The 1,679-nt window shown below is 70.1% G+C and carries 2 protein-coding genes; both read left to right on the top strand.

The features are described 5' to 3' along the window. The first annotated feature begins 216 nt into the window (after nucleotides 1–216). Nucleotides 217–672 (top strand): hypothetical protein, encoded by a 456-nt coding sequence (locus HDC93_RS37580; protein ID WP_185015245.1) that lies wholly within the window; start codon nucleotides 217–219, stop codon nucleotides 670–672. A gap of 62 nt (nucleotides 673–734) precedes the next feature. Then, nucleotides 735–1,574, top strand: coding sequence for a transposase family protein (locus tag HDC93_RS37575; RefSeq protein ID WP_185015244.1), 840 nt, complete (start codon nucleotides 735–737; stop codon nucleotides 1,572–1,574). Nucleotides 1,575–1,679: the final 105 nt, after the last annotated feature.

Genomic DNA, 1,679 nt, shown 5'->3' with positions numbered 1-1,679 from the left:
CAGTGAGACCCGTGCATCGTGAAACGTGCAGGTGAGGTGCGCTGGTGTGCGGGCGAGTTGCCGTGCTCGTGCCGGTCGGTGGCGGGTGTCCATGGTGAAGATCGTCTGCCCCTGTCGGCTGAGGCGGTTCTCGGGTTCCGCTGCGCTCGTCTCGGGACCGCTCCTACGATCCGTGACCGGGGCGGTACACGGTGAGATCGCGGGAGGGTGCAGGGTATGGGAGACCTGGAGCGGATCACCGCTCGCCGGAGCGAACTGGACGTGCTCGCCGAGGAGTTGGCCAAGCAGCTGCAGGAGGTCCAGGCCGAGCGGGAGGAACTGCTGGTCGCCGAGCGGGTCCTGAACCGGCTGGCCGAGCAGGACCGGGCCGAAGCGGAAAGCGCCGTGGCCGCCTCCCCGGCGCCCGCCCGGGTGGCGGGAAGGGCGGTCCTGCTGATCCCGCACCGCAGCGAGGGCCTTGACGAGGCCGCGCTGCCCGGCGATTACCGCAAGATCCTGGCGATCGTACGGGCCGCGGACGGCCCGGTGCAGGTCAGGACGGTGGGCGAGGAGCTGGGACTTGAGGTGGCGGTGCGCGGGAAGCTGGAACCGCTGCGGGCGAAGATGACCAAGCTCGCCGATCGCGGCTGGCTGCACAAACGGCCCGACGGACGGTTTACCGCACGCCGGTAGCCACACCAGGACGGGAAGTCGGAGCGTAACCAGCGGGCCCCCGACGGCAGTTGACGTGTTTTGTGAAGAACAACACCAGCCCCGTCGAGGGCCCTGACGGCCTTGTCTACACCGCCCGCCTGCCACTGTCGAGCGCCACCCTGAACTACCTCGCCACCCTGATACGCGGCCACTTGAAGAAGATCGGCTCGCGGTGGCGGGCCCTGCCCGCGGGGAAGATCGCCGGCATCGTGCTGGCGGTGCTGCGCTGTGACCAGCGGCCCGGCGACCTGGCCGGCGGGAACGGAGTCCACCGCACCACCGTCACCCGGTGGGTGCGGGAGGCCGTCAGCCTGCTCGCCGCCCGCGCCCCGCGCCTGGACCGCGCACTCAAGAAGATCGCCCGAACGGGTGGCGGGGTGGTCCTGCTCGACGGCACCTTGATACGCACCCGGCGGCGCACCGGCACCGCGAACCGGAAGAACTACTCCGGCAAGCACAAATGCCATGGCCTGCTGGTGATCGCGCTCACCGACGACCGGGGCCGCCTGCTGTGGGTCTCCGCGGCCCGCCCCGGACGATCCTCGGAGATCACCGCCTGCCGCCACGACAAGCTCACCGCGAAACTGCGGGCGGCCGGGCTCGGCGCCATCACCGACCTCGGCTTCGTCGGCCTCGACGACAGCGGCCCGGACGCCGACTCGGCGGTGATCACCGGCTACAAGGCCGCCCGCAACCGGCCCCTGACCCGAGGGCAGAAACTGTCCAACAAGGCACTGGCCGCCGTCCGGGCGCCGGTCGAGCACGGCTTCGCCCATCTCAAGAACTGGCGGATCCTCGGCAAGGTCCGCACCGACCCGAAGTGGGCGACCGCCCTCGTCAGGGCCCTGCTGGTCCTGACGAACCGCGAAGTCTCCCGGTGACCGACGATCTTCACCGAAGTCATCCACCCGCGACCGGCACGAGTATCGAGAACCCCACGCACACCAGACCCGTGACCTGCAACTTCACGATGCACACTGCCCAGT

Origin of the sequence: Streptomyces sp. AK010, assembly GCF_014207295.1 — a bacterium.
GTDB classification, from domain to species: Bacteria; Actinomycetota; Actinomycetes; order Streptomycetales; family Streptomycetaceae; genus Streptomyces; species Streptomyces massasporeus.
Note: the sequence above shows the minus strand (reverse complement) of the source record. Positions and strands in the feature narration are given on the sequence as shown.